The 25,481-nt window shown below is 48.2% G+C and carries 23 protein-coding genes and 1 pseudogene; 18 read left to right on the top strand and 6 right to left on the bottom strand.

Going from position 1 to position 25,481, the window contains the following annotated elements:
* Positions 1–75: 75 nt before the first annotated feature.
* A complete protein-coding gene (locus PRUTH_RS18830; protein WP_151174200.1) occupies positions 76–1,368 on the top strand; it encodes an alkaline phosphatase in 1,293 nt (430 codons plus the stop codon).
* A 129-nt stretch (positions 1,369–1,497) separates the two neighbouring features.
* Here PRUTH_RS18830 and PRUTH_RS18825 read toward each other — a convergent pair whose 3' ends face one another.
* From PRUTH_RS18825 to yoaA, 4 genes and pseudogenes are all read right to left on the bottom strand, one after another.
* Complete coding sequence (locus PRUTH_RS18825; RefSeq protein ID WP_257221096.1) at positions 1,498–3,516, bottom strand: EAL domain-containing protein; 2,019 nt, start codon at positions 3,514–3,516, stop codon at positions 1,498–1,500.
* A 90-nt stretch (positions 3,517–3,606) separates the two neighbouring features.
* Positions 3,607–3,903 carry a hypothetical protein gene (locus PRUTH_RS18820; protein ID WP_151174199.1) on the bottom strand — a complete coding sequence of 99 codons (297 nt, stop codon included), beginning with the start codon at positions 3,901–3,903 and terminating at the stop codon, positions 3,607–3,609.
* A gap of 65 nt (positions 3,904–3,968) precedes the next feature.
* Entirely contained in the window at positions 3,969–4,655 is a 687-nt protein-coding gene (tsaB, locus tag PRUTH_RS18815) for a tRNA (adenosine(37)-N6)-threonylcarbamoyltransferase complex dimerization subunit type 1 TsaB (protein WP_151174198.1), read from the bottom strand.
* Between the two features lie 2 nt (positions 4,656–4,657).
* Positions 4,658–6,568, bottom strand: a pseudogene (yoaA, locus tag PRUTH_RS18810) (DNA repair helicase YoaA).
* Between the two features lie 137 nt (positions 6,569–6,705).
* Here yoaA and PRUTH_RS18805 point away from each other — a divergent pair.
* Complete coding sequence (locus PRUTH_RS18805) at positions 6,706–7,107, top strand: hypothetical protein (RefSeq protein WP_022946838.1); 402 nt, start codon at positions 6,706–6,708, stop codon at positions 7,105–7,107.
* A 3-nt stretch (positions 7,108–7,110) separates the two neighbouring features.
* Here PRUTH_RS18805 and PRUTH_RS18800 read toward each other — a convergent pair whose 3' ends face one another.
* The gene (locus PRUTH_RS18800; protein ID WP_053909412.1) at positions 7,111–7,326 is read right to left on the bottom strand and encodes a hypothetical protein; all 216 of its coding nucleotides are present in this window, start codon (positions 7,324–7,326) and stop codon (positions 7,111–7,113) included.
* A gap of 348 nt (positions 7,327–7,674) precedes the next feature.
* On the opposite strand from PRUTH_RS18800, the gene hisG reads away from it, so the two are divergent.
* From hisG to PRUTH_RS18750, 10 genes are all read left to right on the top strand, one after another.
* On the top strand, positions 7,675–8,574 hold the full coding sequence (gene hisG, locus PRUTH_RS18795; RefSeq protein WP_045979979.1) for an ATP phosphoribosyltransferase: 900 nt from the start codon (positions 7,675–7,677) through the stop codon (positions 8,572–8,574).
* A 5-nt stretch (positions 8,575–8,579) separates the two neighbouring features.
* Entirely contained in the window at positions 8,580–9,875 is a 1,296-nt protein-coding gene (hisD, locus tag PRUTH_RS18790) for a histidinol dehydrogenase (RefSeq protein ID WP_151174197.1), read from the top strand.
* Positions 9,872–10,951 carry a histidinol-phosphate transaminase gene (gene hisC / locus PRUTH_RS18785; protein ID WP_151174196.1) on the top strand — a complete coding sequence of 360 codons (1,080 nt, stop codon included), beginning with the start codon at positions 9,872–9,874 and terminating at the stop codon, positions 10,949–10,951. The genes hisD and hisC overlap by 4 nt, the downstream gene beginning before the upstream one ends.
* Complete coding sequence (gene hisB, locus PRUTH_RS18780) at positions 10,948–12,009, top strand: bifunctional histidinol-phosphatase/imidazoleglycerol-phosphate dehydratase HisB (protein WP_151174195.1); 1,062 nt, start codon at positions 10,948–10,950, stop codon at positions 12,007–12,009. Before hisC ends, hisB begins: the two co-directional genes overlap by 4 nt.
* Positions 12,006–12,596, top strand: coding sequence for an imidazole glycerol phosphate synthase subunit HisH (gene hisH, locus PRUTH_RS18775; protein ID WP_045979975.1), 591 nt, complete (start codon positions 12,006–12,008; stop codon positions 12,594–12,596). Before hisB ends, hisH begins: the two co-directional genes overlap by 4 nt.
* 9 nt (positions 12,597–12,605) lie before the next feature.
* Positions 12,606–13,340 (top strand): 1-(5-phosphoribosyl)-5-[(5-phosphoribosylamino)methylideneamino] imidazole-4-carboxamide isomerase, encoded by a 735-nt coding sequence (locus PRUTH_RS18770; protein WP_022946831.1) that lies wholly within the window; start codon positions 12,606–12,608, stop codon positions 13,338–13,340.
* Positions 13,322–14,101, top strand: coding sequence for an imidazole glycerol phosphate synthase subunit HisF (gene hisF / locus PRUTH_RS18765; RefSeq protein WP_045979973.1), 780 nt, complete (start codon positions 13,322–13,324; stop codon positions 14,099–14,101). Before PRUTH_RS18770 ends, hisF begins: the two co-directional genes overlap by 19 nt.
* Complete coding sequence (gene hisIE, locus PRUTH_RS18760; protein WP_022946829.1) at positions 14,092–14,700, top strand: bifunctional phosphoribosyl-AMP cyclohydrolase/phosphoribosyl-ATP diphosphatase HisIE; 609 nt, start codon at positions 14,092–14,094, stop codon at positions 14,698–14,700. Before hisF ends, hisIE begins: the two co-directional genes overlap by 10 nt.
* 83 nt (positions 14,701–14,783) lie before the next feature.
* Positions 14,784–15,290 carry a hypothetical protein gene (locus tag PRUTH_RS18755; protein WP_151174194.1) on the top strand — a complete coding sequence of 169 codons (507 nt, stop codon included), beginning with the start codon at positions 14,784–14,786 and terminating at the stop codon, positions 15,288–15,290.
* 132 nt (positions 15,291–15,422) lie between these two features.
* Positions 15,423–16,184, top strand: a complete 762-nt coding sequence (locus PRUTH_RS18750) for a glycosyltransferase family 25 protein (protein ID WP_082079340.1) — start codon at positions 15,423–15,425, stop codon at positions 16,182–16,184.
* A gap of 56 nt (positions 16,185–16,240) precedes the next feature.
* Here the strand turns inward: PRUTH_RS18750 and PRUTH_RS18745 are convergent, their stop codons facing one another.
* Complete coding sequence (locus PRUTH_RS18745) at positions 16,241–18,010, bottom strand: M61 family metallopeptidase (protein WP_257221095.1); 1,770 nt, start codon at positions 18,008–18,010, stop codon at positions 16,241–16,243.
* 174 nt (positions 18,011–18,184) lie between these two features.
* Here PRUTH_RS18745 and PRUTH_RS18740 point away from each other — a divergent pair, with 174 nt between their 5' ends.
* From PRUTH_RS18740 to PRUTH_RS18715, 6 genes are all read left to right on the top strand, one after another.
* Positions 18,185–19,726: a GGDEF domain-containing protein gene (locus PRUTH_RS18740; protein WP_151174193.1), complete on the top strand. Its 1,542-nt coding sequence runs from the start codon at positions 18,185–18,187 to the stop codon at positions 19,724–19,726.
* A gap of 117 nt (positions 19,727–19,843) precedes the next feature.
* Positions 19,844–21,187 carry a nucleotide 5'-monophosphate nucleosidase PpnN gene (ppnN, locus tag PRUTH_RS18735; protein ID WP_151174192.1) on the top strand — a complete coding sequence of 448 codons (1,344 nt, stop codon included), beginning with the start codon at positions 19,844–19,846 and terminating at the stop codon, positions 21,185–21,187.
* Complete coding sequence (gene xni / locus PRUTH_RS18730; protein ID WP_151174191.1) at positions 21,184–22,020, top strand: flap endonuclease Xni; 837 nt, start codon at positions 21,184–21,186, stop codon at positions 22,018–22,020. The genes ppnN and xni overlap by 4 nt, the downstream gene beginning before the upstream one ends.
* 25 nt (positions 22,021–22,045) lie before the next feature.
* On the top strand, positions 22,046–22,438 hold the full coding sequence (locus tag PRUTH_RS18725; protein WP_022946822.1) for a DUF3192 domain-containing protein: 393 nt from the start codon (positions 22,046–22,048) through the stop codon (positions 22,436–22,438).
* Complete coding sequence (locus tag PRUTH_RS18720; protein WP_151174190.1) at positions 22,413–24,107, top strand: hypothetical protein; 1,695 nt, start codon at positions 22,413–22,415, stop codon at positions 24,105–24,107. The genes PRUTH_RS18725 and PRUTH_RS18720 overlap by 26 nt, the downstream gene beginning before the upstream one ends.
* 200 nt (positions 24,108–24,307) lie before the next feature.
* Positions 24,308–25,315 (top strand): isocitrate dehydrogenase, encoded by a 1,008-nt coding sequence (locus PRUTH_RS18715; RefSeq protein ID WP_022946820.1) that lies wholly within the window; start codon positions 24,308–24,310, stop codon positions 25,313–25,315.
* Positions 25,316–25,481 lie beyond the last annotated feature (166 nt).

Below are 25,481 nucleotides of genomic sequence, written 5' to 3'. Positions count from 1 at the left end.
TCCTTTTTGCCGCATTGCGGTTTATTTATTGATTTGTGGGTTTAAAATGTTGCCAAGCCACAACAGGACTAAATTATGAAACGCACTCTAACATTCGCTTCGATGATCTGCGCAAGTTTTTTTGCCAACGCAGAGCAAGCAGCACCTAAGAACATTATTTATATGATTGGCGATGGTATGGGCCCTGCCTACACGAGCGCTTATCGCTACTACGTTGATGATAAAAGCACCAAGGTGGTAGAGCCCACCGTATTCGATTCCATCCTCGTGGGCATGGCACACACCTATCCTGATGACGATACCATCGTCACTGACAGCGCGGCTGGCGCAACGGCTCTGTCCACCGCAACGAAGAGCTACAATGGTGCCATCGCTGTGGATACTCACAAGCATGATCTTAAAACGATGCTTGAAATAGCCAAAGAACGCAAAATGACGACCGCGCTTGTCGCCACATCGCAGATCAACCATGCGACCCCTGCAAGCTTTGCTGCACATAACGAGTCTCGCCGTAACTACGATGACATTGCCAATGATTTCTTCGATAATAAAATCAATGGCGCTCTACCAGTGGATTTAATGCTTGGCGGAGGTACACAGTACTTTATTCGCGAAGATAGAAATTTAGTGAATGAGTTTATCGCTCAAGGCTATCAATACAGCGATAACCTCAGTCAATTAGAACAATTACAGCAAATTCCAGCCCTGGGTCTGTATGCCGCTAAAGGTTTGCCATTTGCCCTCGATGGAGAGAGTAAACGATTAACGAAAATGACCGATAAGGCACTGTCGCTACTCGCAGCCAATGAGAATCCGTTCTTTGTAATGATCGAAGGCAGCCAAATAGACTGGTGCGGCCATGCCAATGATATTGCTTGTGCCATGGCAGAAATGGACGATTTCGCCCATGCCATTGATAAAGCCAAAGCCTATGTTGATGCCCACCCAGACACACTATTGGTGATCACAGCCGATCACTCCACCGGTGGCTTGACCATAGGTGCCAATGGCCAATACTTGTGGCACGCCGATGTGGTTAAAGGCGTTACGGCCACAGCGGGTGTCATTGCTGAGCGATTGCTGGCGAGCGACGATATGACCACCGTATGGCAACAAACCACGGCATTGGAATTTACCGAAGCACGTAAGGTTTTACTTACCCAAGCGAAGAATGTGGGTGAAGATGCGCTGGTCATGACTGTTAAAAAGTTAATCAATGAAGCAAGTTTTACCGGATGGACCACCTCTGGTCATACTGCTATTGATGTTCCTGTGTTTGCCTATGGCAACGGCGCAGAACAATTTATAGGGTCGCAAAACAACACTGACATCGCACAAAAGCTAATTAACTTTATTAACAATAAATAACATTGTTGATCTTATTGTAATCATGCGTTAATGTTTTATTGCTTGTTAACATAGTTTAACAACCCTACTGAAAACTGAAGACTCAAAAGCCGCTCTTGGAGCGGCTTTTTTATTGCTTTAAATCACAGCTTAAGAACTACTGTATCTGCGCATCGCCTGTTCAAGCGTGAGTGGCATGTCAAAATAATAGCCTTGCATCAGATTCACAGGGAGCGTTGCTATGTAGTCAACGTGAAATGACGACTCCACCCCCTCAGCGACAACACTAAATCCTAACTTGTTACAAAGCTGTGACATATTTTCATATAAATAGGTGGCCTTGTCTTCGGCGTTAACCGGAAGCAAGCTGCGGTCAAACTTAATGGTATCGACATTAAGCTTACTTAAAATGTTTAAACATGAGTAGCCGGTACCAAAATCATCTACCGCACATAGAATCTGAGCGGCGCGCAATTTATCGACAATTTCTTTGGTGCGTTCAAAATTATTGTTGTAGGACGACTCAAGAATTTCAACCTCAACTTGCCCAGGAAACTTGGAGAACGCCTTGAGCACGCGGCGGTAACGACGGTTAATCAAATTATCGGGAGAAATATTAAAGCTAATTTTAGGGTTCATCTGATGGCGCTGAAACTGCAATAAATCAAGCTCTAACTGGTCAATCACAAAGCTGTCCACCACATCCATCATCTCAAAGCGCTCAAGCACGTCAATAAACCACGGTGCTTTGATTTGACCGTCCGCTTGCTTTAAGCGTAGTAGCGCTTCGAAGCCAATGATTTTATGCGTGGTGTTATCGACTTTGGGCTGGTAATACAAACACAGAGTGCCTTCTTTGAGGGCACTGATCACCTTATGTAGCTGGCGCTGGTCTGCAAACTGCGCGGTGTTACGCTTTGCGAATTGCGCTTCGACGTGGCGCTCAAGTTGCCGTCCTGCGCTGACTCGTTTCACTAAAATATCGAGCTCACGCCCACTAATATTATGGGCACTATTGGCGCGTACAAAGGGTAAATAAACAAGCGTATTGATAGCCACCAATCCCGCTTGCAGTGCCACACCAATAAAGCCACCAGTTAATAAGTAGCCGCTCAATAGCACCGGAGTGAACCAGGGTATCGAATCAATATTGCTTAGGGGTAAAGCGCCGCTTTGTAGTAGCGCATAGGCAATAGCTGCATTTACCAATGGACAAAGTAAAAAAGGAATAATGAAAAATGGATTAAACACCACAGGCACTGCATACATCATTATTTCACTGATATTGAAAAATGAAAATGGCGCGCTTAGTTTAGCAATCTGGCTCTCATGGCTTTGTTTTCCTTGTAATAAACAAGCGATTAGCAGACCCCAAATGCCACCACTGCCACCTAAAGCCACAAAGGTCGATAAGAAGCTGTAGTTACCTAGGCCGGGCACCACTTCGTAACCTGTGAGTTCTGCTGAGGCAAGTATGTGATAAGTGTTATCGCCATGAATACCAAAGAGCCAAAACACATGGCTAAATATAATTTGCGACATTAACTGCTGCCATTGGCCCCAATCGCTGTGACTTGCGCTTAGCCACGACAAGCAAGCGGCCAATCCAGAGTCAAAATAAGGAAATAAAACAAAGGTTACAAAAACGGTCAGCACATATGGCAGCATTAAATTGAGATGCTTGACCAAAAACAAGCTGACATTGCCCACAGACATAATTCTAAGCCAACGTAAGCTCAATGCAGAGCGCAACAGGTAGCAACAAAATATCGGCATAAGAATGGTGTACAGCACACCGGCGCGATTATTTATACCCACCCCACCGCTATCGAGCGCGTAGATATAGCCTGTAGCAACACAAAAACAAGTAAGCACTAAAATCGGTGCGGCGAAGGTATTTAACTTGAGGTTCTTCGCTAAATAGTAACTAAATGACAGCAATGTCGTTATCGGAAATAACGTCCATATTAGGTTATTAAAAGAATACAAATAGGCATAAGGGCCCTGTAAATGCTCGTAGCCAAGCCAGTGAGTCACCAAAGAAACTAGCGCCGCCATAATAAAGAATGGGATGAGGGCTATGTACCCTTCTCGCAGCGAGAGAATAACGGTGTTGGCCGCTAACTTGGCAGCGCCGCGAGCAAGTACATCAAATACGCGGTGAAGCACGAGTTAATCAACTTTTATTATTATTTTCTAAGAGCAGTTAAGTTAACGTTAATGAGAGGTAATGTCCATAATTTAAAAACGTCGCTCAGGTTATGCGTAGACACTCACGCTAAGCATGGACTGCACTTCTTGGCGACGCTCTAAAAACGCGTATTCTTTATACGTGGCAATCGCATTACTGGTGCGGGTATTGGCAGGTTGGTCGTAAATGGTCTGACGATATAAAGCATCCGCTAAGCGACGACCTTGACTGGAGTCTTTAACAGACGACGCAGGCTGCTCTAGAGCCGGTTTTTCTTGAGCGCGCCCATCTCCGACAGGCTGTTGATTTCTTTTCAGTTCCAGCGCTGGGTTAGTCGTGAGTGAATTGACCGTACGTATCGTCATACCATTAATATATAAAAATCTAGCGACTTATTGAGTGTGATATAAACAGCGAGTTTGCGCAATGTTTATTCGCGTCCGGGTAATTTCTTCCACGTTACCGTGTCACGAACATACACCGGCTGCGCTTCACTGGCACTGTGTTGTTGGCCTTGTGCAAATTGCTCTGCCACCAGCGCCAGCATAAACTGACTATTCGGTAAGGTAATATGCTCATCAACGCTAATGCCGGCTACTGAATGAGCTAAATCAGGGTAACTTTGCCACCCGGTGCCAACGGCAAGGGCCGCATCAAAAGGGACTGCGAGTGCTTCTGGCTTCACCACCTGCTGCGTGCCGACCAGCGTGGCAAGGCCATTGATATTCTCAAAAGCCCCCACATAAAGCTCACCCATACGCGCATCAATGGCCGACACTACTTGGTTTACACCACGTTGCTCTATCGCTTGCTGCGCCATCATGGCCAGCGAAGAGATACCGACAACGGGCTTTTGCGCTGAAAATGCGAGCCCTTGAGCCACCGAGACGCTGATGCGCACGCCGGTGAAGCTACCTGGTCCTTCGCAATAGCCGATAACGTCCACCTCTTTTAGCGCGCAATTGGCCTTGGCAAGTAGCGTGTCTATTTCAGTTAAAATACGTTGGCTGTGCTGCTGTGGACAGACATCAAAGAAACAATATTGCTGTCCTTGGTGGGTTAAGGCGATGGAAAGCGCTTCTGTGGAAGCATCGATGGCTAAAATGGTGTTGGTCATGGTTAATCTATTGCTGCTAAAAAGGCGTTTACTTCATTCATATCACGGCTACGACGCATATTCGGTAGGCTTTTTAGAAAGACTTGGCCGTAGTCGCGGGTGATCACTCTGTTATCACATAATACTAAAACACCGCGATCTTGGCTATCACGGATCAGCCGGCCAACCCCTTGCTTGAGCGCTATAACCGCTCTTGGCAGTTGAATCTGCGCAAACGGTTCGCCACCACTTTGCTCACAGTCCTGCATTCTCGCTTGTAACAATGGGTCGTCGGGGGCCACAAAAGGCAGTTTATCTATCACCACGCAGCTCAGCGCGCTGCCACGTACATCTACCCCTTCCCAAAATGACGCGGTGCCCATTAATACCGCATTGCCATGACGAGTAAAGCGCTCAAGCAACAAGCGCTTAGACATTTACCCTTGCACAAACACTGGATAGTCCATCTGTTGGCATAATACCTCAGCGACCATGTGCATGACACGATAGGAAGTAAAGAGCAAAAAACAACGCCCTTTTGCGGCGCGGATAACTTGCTGACAAATGCCCACCAGCGCCCTTGGCATGGCATCAGAATTAGCCTCAGGTAGATAGCGAGGTAAACAAAGCAGTGCCTGATGTTGATAGTCAAAAGGACTGGCCAGCATCAATGTACGCGAAGGAGATAAACCTAGCGCATCACTAAAATGTTGTAAGCTGTCATTGACCGATAATGTCGCAGAGGTAAAGACAAAACCCGCCTCTCGCTCGCTGAGCATCTCTTTGAATTTGGCCGCTATGTTCAACGGGGTAATGTGAATGGTCAAATGATAGCGAGTGGCTTCATACCAGTAACTATAGCCACGCACTGACACATCAAAAGCGCGATCGAGTTGGCCTTTCAATGTCATCAAGCGCTCTAACATCGGCTCCACCAATTCACTGCGCTCTAAGCATAACTTAAGCACTTGATTTAAAAATGCTAAGTCTTTATTAACACGGTGAATCGCGTCACACAGGGCTTTATCAGTCAGCGCTTTTCGCCAGTCTCCGCGCCCGCCGTCACTGCCAAAGGCCAAACGCATGTCCTTGGTTGCCGATTCTAATTTATCCAGCGTCTTTCCCAGTTGCAACATATCACGTAATTCGCTGCGATAAAGCATTCGCGCGTCGGTGATAAAAGCGAGAATCTTCTTCGTCGATATTGTTTCGCCAAAGTAGTCACTGGCAATATCGGCCAATTGATGGGCCTCGTCAAAAATATAGCCATCGGCCCCAGGTAACAACTCGGCAAAACCACTGTCCTTCACCGCCATATCAGCAAAGAATAAGTGATGGTTAATGACGACGATATCGGCATCTGCGGCGCGTTGACGGGCTTTACGAATAAAACAACTGTCGAAATCAGGGCACTCACGCCCAAGGCAATTATCAGCAGTGGAAGTGACGTATGGCAGAACCTTGGCATCATCTTCGATGCCGACGCAATCGGCAATATCGCCACTGCGTGTTTGTGCTGCAAACTTTGCCACCATGGCTAATTGATGCATGATATCGGCGTCGTCACTTGGAACATGAGCAACATGTTGATTAAGGCGATAATGGCACACATAATTAGCGCGCCCTTTTAATAGTGCTTTCTTTTTAGCACTGCCCAAGGCTTTGTATACAGTGGGTAAATCGCGGTGATAGAGCTGTTCTTGTAACGCCTTTGAGCCCGTGGAGATAATATATTTGCCCTTGTTCACCAACGCAGGAAGCAAGTAAGCAAAGGTTTTACCAGTGCCAGTTTCTGCTTCAACAATCGCTTGTTGAGAATGCTTTAATGCCGAGTCACACACCTGCGCCATATCTATTTGCGCTTGGCGAGGTTGGTAGCCTTTCAGTGCGAGAGCCAAAGGCCCGGTTTGCGAGAATAACTGCTCGATGGTCATGGATATTGCGCTCGGTGGACAGGCGCACATGATAACGAAAAAATCAGTTGCTACCAACAGGCCAATATTATGTTGTCATTTTGGCAACGCTCGGTTAATATTCTGGCGCTAAAACAACCCTCTAAAAGGACTTAACAATGAAACAATTAGTCGTTGTCTCTGCCGTTGTCGCCGCTGCACTTCTCAGTGGCTGTAAATCGACCCCACCGCGCGTTGCCCAAGATAAAACGGTTTCAGTAAACGGCACCGATTATGTATTCGGTGGTGTATACAATGTCGATAAAAATAAATTAGAGCTTAGTATTAATGGCGACCCAGCGATGAAGGGCAGTTTCCCTCCATATACGCCTACGTTGAATATGAGTACCAAGTACAAAGGCGAGGAGTTTTCCAGCTACTGCTACTTCGGTTCGGTACTTCAGGAGCAAGGCGGTGCTTTTGGCGCTATTGCCGGGGTGATCCAAGGCTCCAATAATAAATCGGGTGACAAGTGTGAGATTAAAGTAGCTGGTGAAATCAAAGAGCACCTTTACTTCTAAGCACTAGGCCCAGGTATCGAGGTGAGGCGATGAGTCCTTGCCTTTTTTCTTTTGCGTGTCTTCAACAAATGTTTCCTGCCCACGCGCTTCCTTGTCTTGTTTGCGCTCGTTGCGCACCTTCGCAACTTTGTTATCTTTAACACCGGCAACGTGAAAAGCGCCATTGTGGTGCACTTCTAGGCGCGTTATCCGCCCTAAAAAAGGGATCATAACATCCATACCGCTTTCCTTTTATCAACACTAACAAAGTAGTTGTACCTATAGACTATTATCGGCCGTTATACCTTATACTTTAATTTTTGTAAAAAAGTAGTTGCACTACTTATAAGAACTATGATTATCTATGTGCGTAGTCAACAAACAACGCAAACACACTAAAGAGCATACGACCATGACAACGATTCTGACAACTATTCATCATCATCACCACAGCACCGAATAGCCTGTCAGGTCTTTCGCTGGGGGGTTATTCCTAAAAGGAACCTCTGGCGACGATATAGCAAGATTCATTTTCGCCCCGAGGTTTCCCCTCGGGGTTTTTAGTTTTATCTATTAAGGAAATGAATTATGAGCAACAACAAACGTTTACGTATCGCAATCCAAAAGTCAGGGCGTCTTTCCAAAGATTGCCAAAACCTGCTTAAGCAACTTGGCGTTAAACTTAATCTACGTGAGCAGCGCTTAATTGCTCACGCCACCAACATGCCTATCGACGTGCTGCGGGTACGTGATGACGATATCCCTGGTTTAGTTATGGATGGCGTGTGCGATTTGGGGATCGTAGGCGAGAACGTGCTCGAAGAGGTGCAAGCCGAACGCCGCAACAGCAGCGCCAGCTTTGCCGTTAAGAAACTGGCAAAATTAGACTTCGGTTACTGTCGTCTTGCGTTAGCCTGGCCCCAGGAGCTCGGCGCACAAGACAAGCAGTGGTTCAACGGCAAACGTATCGCCACCACCTACCCTGAAATCCTAAGCCAGTACCTAGAGCGTGAGAACATTGACGCCAGTGTAGTTATGCTCACCGGCTCGGTCGAGGTTGCGCCGCGTGCTGGACTGGCTGATGCTATCTGTGACTTGGTATCGACCGGTGCCACCCTAGAGGCCAACGGCCTGATGCAAGGCGACACTATTTTAGAGTCCAATGCCTGCCTAATCCAAAATCAAGAGCTCGCTGATGACGATAAGCTGGCGCTAATCGACAAGCTGATGCCGCGCCTACGCGGTGTCAAACAAGCGAAGGAAAGCAAATACATCATGATGCACGCGCCAAAGGCCAAACTTGATGATATCTGCGCTTTACTTCCGGGGACCGGACAACCCACCTTGCTTGCACTCGCTGGCAGCGATGATTACGTGGCCCTGCACATGGTTAGCAGCGAGACACTATTTTGGGAAACCATGGAGTCGCTCAAGGCCCTCGGCGCTAACTCTATCTTAGTCATGCCCATTGAAAAGATGATGGAGTAATTAGCATGATTGTGTGGAACTCTTTGAGCGGCGAACAACAGCAGGCGCTATTACAGCGCCCAGGGGTTGCTGCTGCCGATAATGTGCGCCCCATCTGTGAAGACATTATGGCCAAGGTGCAACAACAAGGTGATAGCGCACTCAAAGCCATTGCCGCAAAGCTTGATAAGCGCTCGACTGAGGCGGAAATTTTATGTCCACAACAGGATATCATCGATGCCCAGCAACAGTTGAGCGAAGAACTAAAAGCGGCTATTGATCAAGCGTACACCAACATCAAACGCTTTCACCAAGCGCAACAACCGAAGTCAATCAGCCTGAGTACGCAACCGGGTGTTTCTTGTGAGCTGCGCTATGAGGCCATTGACGCGGTGGGCATTTATGTACCCGGCGGCAGTGCGCCGCTGCCCTCTTCGGTGCTAATGCAAGGGGTGTTGGCACAGCTCAGTGGTGCCAGCACCGTGGTATTGGCCACCCCGGTCAAAGGCGATGAGCAAGTACACCCGGCTATTCGCTATGCTGCCAAGCTATGTGGCATCACGCAAATCATGCAAATTGGCGGAGCCGCAGCGATAGCGGCAATGGCCTTTGGCAGTGAATCTATCCCGCAAGTGAATAAAATTTTTGGCCCGGGTAATGCGTATGTCACCATGGCCAAACAGCTCGCTGCACAACAGGTGCCTGGTCTTGCCATCGACATGCCTGCCGGCCCCTCTGAAGTGCTGATTATTGCCGATAGCCGCGCCAATGGTGAATATGTTGCCGCCGATTTGCTGTCGCAGGCCGAGCATGGTCCGGACTCGCAAGTGATTTTGCTCAGTGACAGCGATGAGGTCATTGCCGCCACTGAGCGTGCCTTAGAACGACAGCTGGCCACCCTTAGTCGCGCCGATATAGCCCGTCAGGCGCTTGCACACTCGGCGCTAATTAAAGTGACCGATATTGACCAAGCGGTGCGCATCTCGAATCTTTACGGCCCCGAGCACTTAATTTTGCAACTTGGCGACAGCACACCGTACCTAAACAACATAAAGAATGTTGGCTCCATCTTTGTTGGCGATTATACCCCTGAATCTGCCGGTGACTATGCCTCGGGCACCAACCATGTGTTGCCGACCTATGGGTATTCAAAAGTATATTCGAGCCTTAGCTTGCTCGATTTTTACCGCACTTACACGGTGCAAACAGTGACTAAAAATGGTCTTATTGATTTGGCCAACGCCATTATTCCAATCGCCGAAGCTGAAGGCTTGGATGCACATGCCAATGCAGTTCGCGTACGTTTAGGAGCGTCCTCATGACTACAGAGTTATTACCGGATAATATCGCCGCATTGAAGGCGTACAGCTCGGCAAAAAGTGAAAAACTCAGCGGCACTAGGTGGCTCAACGCCAACGAAAGCCCGTATAGTAAAGCCTATAACGTCAGCGCATCCAATTTGAATCGCTATCCCGACCCACAACCGCTAGCGGTGATCAAGGCCTATGCCCGCTACTGCGAGCTGCAACCAGAGCAAGTGTTAATGACCCGAGGGGCTGACGAGGGCATTGAACTCCTGATGCGCACCTACTGCCAAAGCGGAGTTGACAGTATTGCGCTGTTTACGCCCACCTATGGCATGTATAAAGTCAGCGCCGACACCCATAACATCGGCATTAATGAGCTTAGCCAAGCACAACTACAACAAGCCAGTGCCAGCGAGCTCAGCGAGTTAGTCGGTGAGGCTAAGTTGGTGTTTATTTGTAACCCCAACAACCCCACTGGCGCTCTTATCAGCGTTGACAAAATCGCCGAATTGGCTCAGCGTTTAGCCAAGCGCGCCATTGTTGTGGTCGATGAAGCCTACATTGAGTTTTGTTATCAGCACAGTGCTGCGCAGCTCATTAAAACGAACGCCAATATCGTGGTGTTGCGCACCCTTTCCAAGGCCTTTGCTTTAGCGGGGCTGCGTACCGGCTTTACCTTGGCGCAGCAAGATACCTTAGCACCGCTGCGCAAAGTGATCGCTCCCTACCCCGTTGCCACTGTTATCGCTGACATTGCTGAACAAGCCGTAAGTAGTGCCAACATCATTTCCATGCGCCGACAAGTGAGTATTCTCAATACGTTGAAGGCCCAGCTGGTCGATTGGCTGCAAAGCAGCGCGGCGATTAGCCAAGTACTCACTGGCGAGGGAAATTTTGTCACCCTCCAGCTCAGAGATAAAGCCGCGATTGGCCTGGCCTATGAGCGCGGCTTGGTAATGCGTCCCTTTACCTTGTTTGGTGAGGATAATTGGCTACGTATTTCCATTGGCAATGAACAAGAGTTAAATGAAGTAAAAGCCTGGCTGGATAGCTTAACCAGCCCAGCGCCAACAACCAAGGAACCACAATGAGCAACCCGTATTTATTCATTGACCGTGATGGCACCCTGATTGAGGAGCCGAGCAGCGATAAACAAGTCGACTCACTGGAAAAGCTTAAGCTGCTACCGGATGTTATTGTGGCGTTATTAGCGCTGCAAAATGCCGGTTATCGGTTAGTCATGGTATCGAACCAAGATGGCCTAGGAACTGAGAGCTTCCCACAAGCAGACTTCAGTCTGCCCCATAACGCCATGATGGAGATTTTTAGCTCGCAAGGTATCCACTTTGACGAGGTATTAATTTGTCCTCACTTCGACAGCGATAATTGCAACTGTCGTAAACCGAAAACCGGTTTACTGACGCAGCTGATGCGCTCAGGTAAAGTGGATCTGAATCGCTCTTATGTGATTGGCGACCGCCAGACCGATCTCGGGTTGGCAGAAAACCTGTGTATACGCGGTATTCTTTATAACAATAATTGGCCGCAGATTGTCACCGAGTTAACCACCGCTAATCGCAGCGGTGCAGTATCGCGCGATACCAAAGAAACGCAAATCTCCGTGGCCGTCAATCTAGATAGTAACGCCCAAGGCACTATCAGCACTGGGCTTGGTTTCTTCGACCATATGTTGGAGCAAATTCGTACCCACGCCAATATCGCTTTGGATATAAATGCCAGTGGCGACTTACACATTGATGAGCACCACCTAGTGGAAGATGTAGGCATTGCCCTTGGTCAAGCGCTGCGCCAAGCCCTCGGAACGAAATCACAAATTGCTCGCTACGGCTTTGCTCTGCCGATGGATGAGTGCAAAGCCGAGGCGCAAATTGACCTTTCTGGTCGTGCATCGTTCGTGCTGAATGCCGACTTTAGCCGCGATAAAGTCGGTGATTTGGATGTGCAAATGGTCGAGCACTTCTTCAAAAGTCTCAGTGACAATGCCGCGATTTCGCTGATTTTGTCTGTTTCACCGGGCAATTGCCACCACCAGGTGGAGGGGCTGTTCAAGGCCTTCTCTCGGGCACTGCGCATGGCCATCGCCCTTGATAGCTCTCAGCAAATGGCAAGCTCAAAGGGGGTGTTATGATTGCCATCATTAATACCGGCTGCGCCAACATTAATTCGGTGCGCTTCGCCTTTGAGCGCTTAGGGCAAGATGTCGAAGTGATCACCTCCCCGGAGCAGTTGGCCACATTTGAGCGCGCAGTGTTACCGGGTGTCGGCCATGCTAAGGTAGCAATGCAGCGCCTAAAGCAAGGCGGCTGGCAGCAAGCGATCAGCGAGTTTCAGCGGCCATTGCTTGGCATTTGCTTAGGCATGCAAATGCAGTGTGACTATACCGATGAGGGAGATACGCCGTGTTTAGGGGTTATTCCTGGGCACGTTAGTGAGCTGCAGGTGGGTACGCTCAGTGCACCGCATATGGGCTGGAATCGCCTGCACATCGAGCGTGAACACCCGTTAACTAAAGGGGTACGCAGCGACGACCAAGTGTATTTTGTACATAGCTTTGCCCATGCCTGTAATCAGGCGACCTTGGCCTCAAGTGAATACGGACAACAGTTTTCCGCCATTGTCGCCGACAATAACTTTGCCGGCATGCAGTTTCACCCTGAGCGCAGCGCAAAAGTCGGCGCCCGGTTATTGCAGAACTTCATAGATTGGCAAGTCTAAGGATTGAGTATGATTATTCCAGCATTAGATATATTACAACAACAAATCGTGCGCTTATTTCAAGGCAAGTACGATACAGCCCAGTTCTACCCCTTTGATTTGCAAGCGCGATTAAGCGAATATCAGGCCCAAGGGGCACAAAAGTTACACTTAGTCGATTTAGAAGGCGCGCGCGACCCAAGCAAAAAGCAATGGCAGCAAATCCAAGCAGCGACCGCACAGCTAAAGGTTCCCTATCAAATCGGCGGCGGTGTGCGTAGCAGCGCCGATGTCGAGCAGTGGCTAGAAGCCGGTGCAGCGCAAGTGGTTATCGGCTCCAAGGCGGTGAACGAGCAACAGCAAGTTGCCCAGTGGATCCGTGAATATGGCGCGCAGCACTTCGTTATCGCCCTAGATGTGAATAAAACGGACACTGGCTGGGCCCCTGCAACACACGGTTGGCTGCAAAGTGCAGATGTCTCGTTGTTTAGCTTAGTTGACTACTACAGTGACCTCGGGGTGCAGGATTTCTTATGCACCGATATCTCCAAAGATGGCACCATGAGCGGGCCTTCGTTTGCGCTTTATCAGCAACTGCAAGAGCATAACAGCCGTTTACGCATCCAAGCCTCCGGGGGCGTAAGCTCCTTAGAAGACATTGCCAAACTCAAGGCCATAGGTACGCAAGGCGTTATTCTTGGTAAATCCTTGCTTGATGGCGCATTCAACGTTGAGGAGGCGCTGGCATGCTATCAAAACGCATAATCCCCTGTTTAGACGTCAAAGACGGCCAAGTAGTTAAGGGCGTGCAGTTCAAAGGCCATGAGGTAGTCGGTGATATACTCGCTTTGGCAGAGGCTTATAGTGCAGCAGGCGCCGATGAACTGGTGTTTTATGAGATCAGTGCCAGTGTCGAAAAACGCCTGCTAGATGTAAACTGGGTAGAGAGCATCGCCCGGCACATCGATATCCCCTTTTGTGTTGCCGGCGGTATAAAATCAGTGGCTGATGCAGCCCGCGTCTTGGAGCGCGGCGCCGATAAAATCAGCATCAATAGCCCGGCCATCGCACGTCCCGAGCTTATTCGCGAATTACACGATGAATTCGGCAAACAATGTGTGGTGGTGGGCATCGACAGTTTTTACGATAAGGACAGCGATCAATACTTGGTGTATCAACTAACCGGCGACCCCAATGCTTCGTCGCGTACCCGCTACAACACCTTGGAATGGGTCGAGCGCGTGCAGCAGCTCGGAGCCGGTGAAATCGTACTAAACTGTATGAATCAGGACGGTGTGCGCAACGGCTATGATATTGCCCAGCTAAGCAAGGTACGCCAACGTTGCGATGTGCCGTTGATTGCCTCAGGAGGCGCAGGGACCATCAGCGACTTTAGCGATGTCTTTAACCAAGCCAATGTTGACGGCGCTTTGGCGGCCAGCGTGTTTCACAAAAACCTTATTAATATTGGCGATTTAAAACGTCACCTCGCCGATAACAACATAGCGACTCGATTATGCGATTAGATATTAGCAATGTAAACGAAGTAAATTTTGCCAAAGCGCCGTTAATTCCTGCGCTGATTCAAGATGTTGATACCGGACAAATTCTCATGCAAGGGTTTATGGATCAAGCGGCGTTAACGCACACCTTAGAAAGTAAAAAGGTCACCTTCTATTCACGCTCGAAACAGCGCCTGTGGACCAAAGGAGAAAGTTCTGGGCATTATCTCCACGTTGAGCGCGTGTACACTGATTGCGACCAAGACTCCATTTTAGTCTTTGCTCGCCCAGATGGGCCCACTTGTCATTTAGGCACGCAAAGTTGTTTTGGCGATGCAAAACCCAACTTAGGTTTTTTAGCCGAGCTAGAGCAAATTATCGTTGCCCGTAAGGACAGCGACCCGCAAAGCAGTTACACCGCCTCGTTATTTGCCAAAGAGCTCAGCCGCAGCTGTCAAAAAGTGGGCGAAGAAGGTGTCGAAGTGGCCCTGGCTGCCATGAAAAATGATAACCAGGAACTGACCAACGAAGCCGCTGACTTGCTTTATCACCTAATCGTGCTGTTGCAGCGACAAGGCTTGTCATTGTCTGAGGTGGTCAGTTGTTTACAATCACGCCACTAAGACCTATTAATTGACAGTAAATATTGCCAGCATGGCCTTTGGTTGGGTATCCTGTGGGTACCCCAATTAAGGAACTCATTGGCATGAAGGCAATTTATCCTACCTTAGCGGCGCTGGTTGTTATTAGTGGTTGCACCAGCCCGCAACAAAAAGAGAATCAAGCATATGTCGACCAACTCAGTCCCTGCGACAAAATAGAAGCGCTTGTTGGTGCATATGATAACCAATTTGAGGGGTTGAAGCTTGGACGCATTCAATCAAAGTACATGGATATCTGGCAATCACGCTATAACTTAATTGGTGAAAGCTGCCAAATAAGCGCCCTTAATGATAAAACCATGAACTATCATTGCCAAGAAAGTTATAAGGATAAAACCCAAGCCCTTAGCATTCATAACAAAGCGGTGGAGTTCACTCGTCAGTGTTTGGGCGAAAATTGGTTTGAAAAGCAAAAAGAGTCTGCCAACTCACTACGCACGACCTTTGTGCTTGATGAGTCTGCCCCCGTTGTTTCGATACATACTGGTAAATCTTTATCAAAACGAACCCCATGGATGACCTCTTATGAGGTAGGAACTAGCGTTAAATAAGGCATAAATACCACTGCTGCAGCGGCCTCTTAAAAAGGACAGCGGCCGCTGATGTCATCTGGTTGTCATTTTTTCTACATCTTACTGCCTTAAATATTCGCCACACTGGCCCCATACCCATCACAGGAGAGGATGATGGTTCCTATCTATGTCATTAACTTGGCTGGCAGCCAAGAACGCTTGGCTCGCGCCGAGCAACAGCTTCACGCCCAACAACTTGACTTTGAACGCATAGAGGCGGTTAACGGCAAAACCTTAACTGCAGAGCAAGTGTCCGCTGTTTACAGCGAGGCGGCTAATCGCCGTCATTTTTATCGCCCTCTTAGTGCCGGTGAAATTGGTTGTTATTTAAGCCATCGCCGCTGTTGGCAAACCTTGATACAAAGCGGGGCTGAGTATGCGGTAATTTTAGAGGACGACTTTACCTTGTGTGGTGATTTAGCCGACAGTATTTCGGCAATCATAAACACCAACATGGCTATCGATATCGTTAAGTTATGCAGTTATCAAGGCCGGGAACGGCCAGTGAAGTACAGTACTCAAATAAGTGGTGAACAGCACTTAGTGGTGCATGATAAGCCCATGAGTGGCTGCTGTGCTTATGTCATTAGCCGCCAAGGTGCGAAACAGCTATTAGCTCATAGTACCAAGATCAGCCGCCCGGTAGATACCGATATTCAATATTGCTGGGAAACCGGTGTTGACGTTGTCAGTATTAAACCTTATCCCGTCGCTCAAGATAACTTTTTTGACAGCGATATCGCCGCAAAAGGACGAAATAAACCCAAGCCCTACCCACTGCAAAAACAGTGGCTGGCGCTGACCACCTTGCCAGCACAAATCATGGCGAGGAAAAACTTGATTAAAAATCTCAAGAGCCATGCTCAGCATTAGACTCTCGCTCTCATTAAGAGTGGCGTGCAGGTAAAGCGCACGCCACATTTATGCGACTAGATTAAATCAACTCCCATCCAGGCTTTGAAAAGCGCTTGTTGCGCCGCTGTCGGGTTATCAACGGCCTTGATAGTCGCTGATTCATTGTATTCGCCACCGAGTGTAAGCGTGGTGGTTCTTAGGTTATCTCTGCGAAAATAAGTGATCTCAACTTGCTCACCCACCGCGAATTGCTCAACCAAGGTAGCTAAATCGCTGCTGACTCGCTTGCCGTTGATAGCCACGATGCTATCCCCTGCTGTGAGGTTCGCTTGCCAAGCAGCGCCATTTCTGCGCACATGGGTTAACTCAATCAAGCCATTGTCAAGCTTACCTTGCACATCTAGCGATGGGCTTTGTTTGGCATCTTCTGAGTAGGTTCGCTGCAGCCCTACCTTAGCCAATAAAGCATCAAAATCTACTTGTAAGGGGCTATCAACATGGTTTTGCCACCACTGCGTGTAATCTTGGCCGCTGATATCCTTGAGAATGGCCAACACATCCGCCTCGTTAAACCCTTCAGGCAGACGATGGCGCTTATACAGTTCACGATGTACATCACGGTAACTCACTGCGCCATCAGAGTCGCTTAGCAGCTTTAAATCTAATACCATGGAGATCAGCGAGCCTTCAGAGTAGATATTGGTACTAAAGTTACGACCATGATCGCCGCCAGCATTAATCCATTTATCAAAACTGGTATGTGCTGCACTTTGCACCTCGCGTCCTGGTGTCTTCAAATGGCGGTCTATGCGCTTACCCAAATCTTTAAAAAACTCTTCTTTGCTCATTAGCTCACTGCGCAGCAGAAGGTGATCCTCAAGATAGCTGGTCGACCCTTCAGCAAGCCACAATAAACGCGAGTAGTTAGGCGCTAGGTAATCATAAGGTACTAACCCTTCAGGGCGATAAGCTTTAACGTTCCAGGTGTGAATAAATTCATGGGCTGCGGTGGCAATAAAGCCCAAATAGTCTTCACGCTTGGCGAACTTGTCGCGATGACGTTGAATGATGGTCGAGTTCAAGTGTTCAGTAGCACCGCGAGCACCGGACGTTGCATGCACCATAAACACATAGCGCTGGTACGGGTAATCATCCCAAATGACATCACCGGTCTTTACCAAGGTGGTTAAATCAGTGACCATTTTCTCGGTGTCATAGTTACCTTGGCCCCAAATCACGAGCTCATAATCGCGCCCGTCAACGGCAAATTCATAATGGCTGTTAATACCGCTCTCAATGGGGGAGTCCACCAATACATCGTAATTATTGGCGATAAAGTGATGCTCATTGTCGCCATTATCCATTCCCGATACGGAGCGCCATTGCTTAGGAACATCAAGCTGCACAGAAACAGGCTCATTGCGGGTTGCTTCACTAAACATAAAAAAGCCAGAGGCATCGATAAAAGCGTGACTGTCGTCAATGTGGCGCGAACGCAGGCCTAGTTGATTGGCATACACTTGGTAATTCAAGGTCACCGCTGTGGGTTTATCCAAAAAAATGCGCCACGTGCTTTTATCTACTTTTTGCCATTTCAGCGTATCACCTTCACTGTCTAGGGCCTCGAAATAACGCACACCATTGGCGAGATTTAATATGTCGTAGCGCCCCGTGCGCCATGCTGGTAGCTTGGCATCGATATAGCTTTGTCCGATTTTATCAAATTGGACCTGTACATCACCCAAATGATGTGTACCGTCATCGATAGTTAATGTGTATTGCGTATCTGCCAGCGCGCAGTGGCTAAGGGCAACCATAGCGGCCCCCAGTAAAGCTTTTTTCACGTTCAAACCTAAAGAGAAATGATACTATGGCCGCCACCCTACCAAGTCGGGCGCACAAACAACAAGCATTTGCGCCCAATTACTGATTCACAACAAAAAATCGGTGAGTAGTTCAGAAAAGCGAAGAAAATTGTTGTACACTAAAATCTATAGTAAGACAGAAGGAAAACGGGTGTGTCTGAGCAGCTCGACGCCTTAAGAAAAAAGCTTAATTCCGCCGTCTCCCAACGGCAAACAATCGAGAACACCCGCCAAGAGCAAGTTCGTACCCTCGCGCAATTTATTGCCAAGTTATCCTTGGTGTGTAAAGGCATGGATATCGAGCTAGATAACCGTCTTGCCGCATTTAGAAAGTTGTTACACAAAGGCGCCAACTATCAAGACCTGCTCCCTGTGATAGACGAGCTCACTGACTTACTGTCTCGCCATGAAGCCAATCTGGAAGCGCGTTTTCGTGCCTTGCATCAGGGTGTGCAGGCGGCAGGCGTTAATTTGCAAAAGCGTAAAGGTATTCCCGCCGAGCTAAGACGCACCCTGCGCCATCTACTTAATACTGAGCTGGTCGACGCACAAACCGCTGTCGACTTTTTGCCGATACTAGAGCGATTAGTCACCATATACGACCAAGTGATGGCCAGTCGTAGTCAGCAAGGGGATGATGACACAAGCGATAATACTCAACTACAGCCCTTAATTGATGAGCTTAACGCGCTGAGCAGTGAGATCTCCTTAGAAGGGGAATTGGCTGAGCATCTACGGCAATTAAAATCACAAATTAATGCTGCCAGTACAATCGATAACTTACTCAATGCCAGCGTTGAAATTATGCGCGTCATCGTCTTGAGCCTGAGTAAAGAGCGCCAGTCTGCTCAGCACTTTCTCGCCGCGTTAAATCACAACCTGTCGGAATTGCAGCAAGCCATCGCTAAAACCAGCGACCGCTCCAAGCAATTAGATAGCAAAATCAGTGCTGTATATCGCCAAATTGATGAAAACATCAATCACTTGAGTGAGCAAACCGCGCAAGCGACCGATATTCAAACGCTCAAAGAAACTGTTGAATCTAAGCTCTCTGCCCTGACCGAGCAATTACTGAGTAAAGAGAAATTAGAGGCGCAGCAACGGGACACCCTAAGCCAAGCGTTGCACAGTATGCAATCTCAAGTCGAGGCGTTGGAGCAGCAAGTTGCACAATATGAAACCAAGCTTGAGCGTCAACGTCTGGTGTCATTGCAAGACGGGCTGACTAAATTGCCAAATCGTATTGCCTTTGATGAGCGCATGGATCTTGAGCTGAAACACTTTAAACGCCATCAGACCCCCTTGTGCTTGGTGGTCATTGATGTCGACCACTTCAAGTCCATTAATGATAGTTATGGCCACAGTGCCGGTGATAAAACCCTGCAAGTTTTGGCCACGGCGATGAAAAAATCGATTCGCAGTACCGACTTTATAGCTCGCTTTGGCGGTGAAGAGTTCGTAATGCTGATGCCAAACGTATCCATCGATAACGTAGTTCGTCCGCTAGAGAAGCTGCGCCACACTATTCGTAGTATTCCTTTTAAGTTCAAAAATGAGCAGGTGCAAATCACGGTGTCTATTGGGGTCACCCAAATTAACGCCGACGACACTGCTCTCAGTGCTTTCGACCGCGCTGATAAAGCGCTTTATGAGGCGAAGAATGCAGGGAGAGACCGGTTAATTTTGTCCAGTTAACCTCCAAGGCATTGCGTTATTGCTGTGACTGTGTCAAAAACAACTCAAGCTGACCATCTATTTTTAAGTGCTAGTCATTTTCAGCACTCGCCACATGCATAAAATTAAGGAGCAGCAATGCAAGTACAGCTTAATCCTACTGGCGTATTAAACCTTCTTTCACAATTAGAAGTAGATTTGCTTGCGCAATCGACCACTGACCGTTATCGGCTCTTTCGCAATTGTGCGCTCGCGGTCCTTAACGTGGGCAGTCATACCGATTCCAGTGCCGAAATTTACGATCGCTTTCAAGACTTCGACATTCGTTTAGTCGCCCGCGAGCGAGGAATCAAAATAGAGCTGACTAACCCCCCTGAAACCGCTTTTGTCGATGGCGATATCATTCGTGGTACCCATGAGCATATTTTTTCAGTCATTCGCGATATCTTATTCATTTGTCAAAAACACCAAGCGATGGTAGAACCCGATCCAAAAGCGATAACCCACATGGTCTTCGACATGCTTCGCAATGCCGATGCCATGCCAGTGAACACCGATCCGAACATGATAGTGTGTTGGGGTGGCCATTCTATTAATGAAGTCGAGTATAAATACACCAAAGAAGTGGGCTATCAACTCGGTCTGCGTGGCCTGAATATTTGTACAGGATGCGGTCCAGGTGCCATGAAAGGGCCAATGAAAGGCGCAACGATAGGCCATGCCAAGCAACGCGTTGACAACCCGCGTTACCTCGGCCTCACCGAACCCAGTATTATCGCTGCAGAGCCACCCAACCCGATTGTTAACGAGCTGGTCATTCTACCGGACATTGAAAAACGCCTGGAAGCCTTCGTTCGCGTTGCCCATGGCATTATTATTTTCCCAGGTGGCGCAGGCACTGCAGAAGAGCTGTTATATTTACTTGGCATCTTGTTGCACCCTGAGAATCAAAAGCAACAGCTGCCGGTGATACTTACCGGACCGGCACAAAGTAAGGACTATTTCGATGAAATAGTCAGCTTTGTACGCGACACCTTAGGCGAGCAAGCTCTGGACAAATTTGAGGTGATCATTGACGACCCGGCATTAGTCGCCAGTAAATTAAAAGCGCAAATGCAAGATGTGCGCGACTATCGTCGCCAACAGGGTGATGCCTACTACTTCAATTGGACGCTGCGTATTGAGCCTGAATTCCAGGCACCGTTTGCCCCAACCCATGAGAATATGGCGTCTTTGAACTTGCATTTAGAGCAGCCTAAGCAACAACTTGCCGCCAACTTACGCCGTGCTTTCTCGGGGATTGTTGCTGGCAATGTTAAAGATGAAGGGATCCGCGCTATCAAACAGCATGGGGTGTTTGAGCTATCTGGCGATCCTGAGTTAATGCGTAAGATGGATACCTTGTTAAGTGCCTTTGTGGCCCAAGGGCGCATGAAGTTGCCAGGCAGCACCTACATCCCTTGTTATACCATTAAGACATGATGCACTTTCTACTTATTGACGCGCTGAACTTGATTCGGCGCATTTATGCGGTGTGCGAGTCTCAACATGGTAGTGATAGCGATGCTGCCATTGAAGCAGCGCTACAGCGAACCAGTAACGCCATTAATAAGCTAATGCACCAATATCAGCCCCACTATGCGGTTGCGGCCTTCGATGGACAAAGCAGCTGGCGTCATGCTTACTACCCTGATTACAAGATATCACGCAAACCGATGCCAGAGCGCCTAAAAACTAATTTGGGCCGTTTTGCGCAAGCGTTTCACGCCGCCCAAATAAGCACCTTGAGTGTAGATAACGAAGAAGCGGACGACGTATTAGCGACCTTGGCCAGTAAAGCGCCTAAGACCATGCAATGTATTATTGTGTCCACCGACAAAGGCTACTTGCCACTGTTAAGTGAGCAAATCAAAGTATATGACTACTTTGGCAAATCTTTTCGCGATGCTCAGCAGGTACAAGACAAATACGGCGTTAGCGTGGCGCAACTGACTCAGTATTTCGCCTTGGTGGGCGACAAAACCAATGATATCCCAGGTGTAAATGGCATAGGTATAAAATCAGCAAAGGCATTACTCACTCAGTACGACAGCGTTCAACACGCCCTAGCGCAGGCACCTGAAAATAAAATTCAGCGACAATTAACCGATAATTTGCCACAGTACGTGCGCGCTTTACATTTGGTATCGCTGCGCTGTGATATTGATCTTGGCGTAAGTCTAAAGCAGTTTCGAGTTCACAACGGGGCGCAGCAAATTGTTCTTCCACCGCACTCGGCTTCGCAAAGCAGCGCCAAGCCCGGTATACTGAGTTAAATTGGCTGGTGGACGCAGTATCACAATGTTAAAAAAAGTATTACGTTATGTGGTGTTAGGTATTGGTGTGTATGCACTGATAGCGACGCTCGTGATGACCTTTTACAAGGATGACCCTGGCTCCATGGTATGGCAGGACAGAGAAGCCTATAACAAACGGTTTATCGCAAGCCTCGACTCTGCCGATTCAATGCCTATAGAAGAGGTCCTTGATACCTTAGGTACGCCGGATCTAACTTTTGTAAAACGCCGAGGCGATGATATTTACCAAATAGTCTTTTATCGCACTCAGCACAAAAAGGCCGATGGCATCACCACCAAAGATGAATGCACCGGGCTGCTGTTTAAAAATAAAAAGCTTTTAGTATGGGGGCAGCAAGCCGAGCTTGCCTATGACAAAGTCGACTTACAATCCTAAATACGTCGAGCAGTTCGACCGCGTTATTGACTACATAGTACGCTTTGATAAAGCCGCATTGTCGCGCTCGCAGTGGTCTAGCTTATACCCTGCCCTGCTCGGTCTCAGTGAGCGTTTAAGTGTGTTAGCCCATAAGCAAAACGGTTTGTTTCAATGGCTGCTATCGACCCACATACAAAACCTTGCCTATGCACAGAGCTTGCGTCTAAAACGCATCGCCATCGTGGCCGGATTGTGCCGCGCTCACAATTACCACCGCAGTGATACGCAAGTAATGATGATGGCGGCGCTCAGCGCTGACATATCAGTACTATCACTGCTCAATAAGCGCCATAATGGCGAGGCTCTAAGCAGTGCAGAGCGCCAACGGTTTAGCCAAAGCGCATTACTGAGCCTGAAGATGCTGTCCCTCAGCGGCGAAGAGCAACCTGCGCTAACGCAGATCATCGCCAAGCTAAAACGCTATCGCCGCGAAATTATCAGTCATCAACGCGCGCCTCTATATGATGGTTATACGCGCATCGTGGCCTGCGCCAGCATTTTAGCAGAGCAAATGACAGCAACACGGCCGTTGCACCTCTTTAATGCCTGCGCGCAGTTGTATAAAGCCACTCATAATGTTGCCATACAGCAAGACTGCGATACGTTGGTCAATTTCTATTCACCACAACTTCTTGGTTCGCGACAGCGCTTTGAAGAGAATGACTATTTATACATGGGCTGCCACCCTGATGGTCAGTATATTTTCACCGATGCGCAGGCCACTAAGTCCCGTTTTCGACTGCTCGCCAACCCTCACTGGCAATACCGCCAACCGGTGCGTTATCGCAGTTGGTCGTCAGTGAGTGCCCGCGCCAGTGTCCCTGTACAACGCGCCAGCTCTGCCGCTGGGGCGCAGCGCGATCATGATGCCATTGTCGCACAAATTCGTGGTGCCCATGGTTATAGCGATATTGAGAAAGTCATCGCACAAGACGACACGCTCGTTGCGCAAATCATGATGCAAGCGAGCCAATATAATCGCGGTGCACAACAGGCCAGCTCTTTGCGTCACGCGCTTTCCATGGTTGGGCTTTACAGCGTCGGGGATTTTATTGCCCGAGTGATGTTGGAAGAAAAGATGCTGCAACTGTGCCACCCAATGGCGCAGTTTCTCCAAGCTCGAGTACACAGTGCCATTCGCATCGTTGAAGATATCGCTAGGCAAACAAAAGACCTTCAGCATGAGCGACTATCAGCCTTATTACTATGTTATTTCAATTTCTTTATTTTTGAGTGCCCACAGCGGTTGTCTCGTACCATTGCGTTAAACCCGTTGAAAACACCCATGCAACAAGATATAGCGCGCCCATTGGCGACGCTCCTTGGGGTGCAACAATATGATAATGAAGCGTTGCGCCATTATTTGACCCGTCATATTGGCAACAATGAGTGGGTCAATGCGTTATTAAACAGCGAACAACAACCATTCGACCAGTTAAACAGCAATGCGCGACTATGCTGTACGTTAAAAATCATCTTGTTCTACACCTTCTCTGGGCCGGCGACGGCAAGTGCTTGGCAACAGCAGTTGGTTAAGCAAACCATGGTCGATTGGCAAGGACCCAGTACCAAAATCGAGCGGCTGGTCGATCGCGCCTTATCTTGCGCACCGCACAATGGCATTTAACTTAGCTTAATTCACCATATTTATAGTCGGTATAAGGTATATTTAAAAGCGATATACTGGAAAAATAACGCCTTTGCTGCTATAAAACGCCCCTGAATTCTCACGTAAATTTATCCACCCTAAACGTTCATTTTACTGTTCTTGGTAGCAGCGTTGGCGTCGTTGGTGGACACATCTATCAGTTTTAAGGAATAGGTTACATGGCTAAGCAAACCATTAGCGTCATCAAAGGCGATGGCATCGGTCCAAGCATTATCGACGCGGCAATTGAAATTCTTGATGCCGTCGGTTGTGAGTTTGATTACGAATACATTGATGCTGGTCTAGCCGCGCTTGAAAAAACTGGTGAACTTCTACCACCAGAAACGCTCGAAGCCATTTCCCGTAATAAAATCACGCTAAAGGGTCCATTAACTACACCAGTAGGCGAAGGTTTTACTTCAATCAATGTCACACTTCGTAAACAGTTTGGCCTATACGCTAATGTTCGCCCAGTAAAATCGTTTGCTGGCACCAAGGCGCGCTATGACGACATCGACATTATCACCATTCGTGAAAATACCCAGGGTATGTACTCTGGTCTAGGCCAGGTCGTTTCAGAGGACGGTAACGAAGCCGAAGCGATGTCTAAAATCACTCGCGATGGCGCTGAGAAAATCGTAACCTTTGCTTACGAGTTAGCACGTCGTGAAGGCCGTAAAAAAGTCACTGCAGTACACAAAGCAAACATCTTGAAATCAACCTCAGGGCTGTTCTTAAAAGTGGCTCGTGAAGTGGGTGAGCGTTACCCTGATATTGAATCAGCGGAAATGATCGTTGATGCAACTTGTATGAAACTAGTCATGAATCCTGAGGAATTTGACGTTATCGTAACCACTAACCTGTTCGGTGACATCCTTTCGGACTTATGTGCTGGTTTAGTAGGTGGTCTAGGTATGGCCCCAGGCGCTAACATTGGCGAAGACGCGGCTATTTTTGAAGCTGTTCACGGCAGTGCCCCTGATATTGCAGGCAAAAACCTGGCAAACCCAACATCCGTTATTCTCGCAGCCATTCAAATGCTTGAATACTTAGACATGGGTGACAAAGCAGAGCGAATTCGCGCAGCAGTTGCTGATGTCATTAAAAGCGGCGACCGTACCACTCGCGACTTGGGTGGCGAGCACGGCACCACAGACTTTACCGCTGCCGTTATTGAGCGTCTGTAAGCAGGAAAAAACTCTGCATACAGGTGGTCATTATGATTGAATAACCTGACTAAGACCGGTTCGATACCGGTCTTTTTTTTGCTAAAAACTTTACCATTAGGGCAACTTTATTCTAAGCAGGTTAATTTAAACTCTCATTACGTATTTTTTATTCAAAATTCATCTT

It is taken from the genome of Pseudoalteromonas ruthenica, assembly GCF_008808095.1.
Classification (GTDB): domain Bacteria; phylum Pseudomonadota; class Gammaproteobacteria; order Enterobacterales; family Alteromonadaceae; genus Pseudoalteromonas; species Pseudoalteromonas ruthenica.
The sequence above is the reverse complement of the archived record's forward strand: the minus strand, read 5'-3'. Positions and strand labels throughout refer to the sequence as shown.